1 protein-coding gene is annotated in these 1,820 nt (G+C 65.2%); it reads left to right on the top strand.

The window, feature by feature from the left end; all coding sequences use genetic code 11:
• Positions 1-15: 15 nt before the first annotated feature.
• Positions 16-1,820 (top strand): amino acid adenylation domain-containing protein (locus ACIRQP_RS42390; RefSeq protein WP_403900821.1); only part of this gene is annotated, 1,805 nt, incomplete at its 3' end.

Below are 1,820 nucleotides of genomic sequence, written 5' to 3'. Positions count from 1 at the left end.
GAGTACAGCACGGATTTGTTCGATGCGGTGTCGGTGGAGCGGTTGTGTCGTCATTGGGTTGAGTTGGCGGGTGTGGTGGTGGGTGGTGTGGGTGGTTCGTTGTCGGGTGTGGGGTTGTTGTCGGGTGGGGAGTGGGAGTTGGTTGCTGGTGGTTGGGGTGTGTCGGGGGTGGGTGCGGGTGTTGTTCCGGTGACGTTGCCGGGGTTGGTGGGGTCGCGGGTGGTGGGTGGTGCGGGTGTGGTGGCGGTGGTGTGTGGTGGGGTGTCGTTGTCGTATGGCGAGTTGGGTGTGCGGGTGGAGCGGTTGGCGGGGGTGTTGGCTGGTTGGGGTGTGGGTGTGGAGTCGCGGGTGGGTGTGTGTTTGCCGAGGTCGGTGGAGTGGTTGGTGGCTTTGTTGGCGGTGGTGCGGGTGGGTGGTGTGTATGTGCCGTTGGATCCGGAGTGGCCGGCGGAGCGTTTGGAGTTTGTGACGGCGGATTGTGGTGCTGAGTTGGTTATTGATGAGGAGATGTGGGGGGTTCTTTCGGGTGTTTCGGTGTCCGGGAGTGTTCCTGTGGGTCCGGTGTCGTTGGATTCGGCGGCGTATGTGATCTATACGTCTGGTTCGACTGGTCGTCCGAAGGGTGTGGTGGTGTCGCATCGGGGTGTGGCTGGTTTTGCTGCGGCGATGGTGGAGCGGTTCGGGCTTGACGCGTCGTCGCGGGTGTTGCAGTTGGCGTCGGCGGGTTTTGATGCGTCGGTGATGGAGTTGTTGATGGCTTTGGGTGGTGGTGGGACGTTGGTGATTCCGGAGGGTGGGCGTCCGTTGGCGGGGCGTGAGTTGCTGGATGTTTTTGTGGGGGAGCGGATTACGCATTCGTTGGTGCCGCCGACGGTGTTGGGCAGTGTGCCGGCCGGTGAGTTGCCCGATCTGCGGGTGCTGGTGACGGGTGGCGAGGCATGCGGCCCTGAGCTGGTCGAGCGGTGGTCGGCGGGCCGGACGATGATCAATGCCTATGGTCCTACGGAGGTGACGATCGCCGCGTCGATGAGTGGAGGGCTGGAGTCGGGGGTGGGTGTTCCGCCGATCGGTGTGCCGGTTGCGGACGCGCGGGTGTGGGTGCTGGACAGGTGGCTGCGGCCGGTGCCGGTGGGTGTGCTGGGTGAGTTGTATGTGGCGGGGCCGGGGTTGGCGCGTGGGTATGTGGGTCGTGCGGGGTTGAGTGCGGAGCGGTTTGTGGCTGATCCGTTTGGTTCGGGTGGTCGGTTGTATCGCACGGGTGATGTGGTGCGGTGGCGGGTGGATGGTCAGTTGGAGTATGTGGGGCGTGGCGATGATCAGGTGAAGGTGCGTGGTCTGCGTATTGAGTTGGGTGAGGTCGAGGCGGTGTTGGCCGGGCATGGGTCGGTGGGGCAGGTGTCGGTGATGGTCCGTGAGGACCGTCCGGGTGTGAAGCGGATCGTGGCGTATGTCGTGCCGGTGGGACCGGGTGGTGCGGGTGTCGAGGCGGGGGTGTTGCGGGAGTATGCCGCTGCTGCGCTGCCGGGTTATATGGTGCCGTCGGTGTTCGTGGTGCTGGACGCGCTGCCGGTGAACGCGAGCGGGAAGGTGGACCGCAAGGCCCTCCCCGCGCCGTCGGACGAGCCCGTCGACGAGTACGCGGCCCCGCGCAACGAGACCGAACGCGTCCTGACCGCTATCTGGACCGACGTTCTCGATGTCGGCCGCGTGGGTATCCATGACAACTTCTTCTCCCTGGGCGGGGACTCGATCCTGAGCATCCAGGTGGTCTCACGGGCCAGGCAGGCAGGGCTGGAGCTGTCGTCGCGCGATGTGTTCGC

Source organism: Streptomyces sp. NPDC102274, assembly GCF_044766385.1.
Lineage (GTDB): Bacteria > Actinomycetota > Actinomycetes > Streptomycetales > Streptomycetaceae > Streptomyces.
This window is presented reverse-complemented; position numbering and strand designations above follow the sequence as displayed.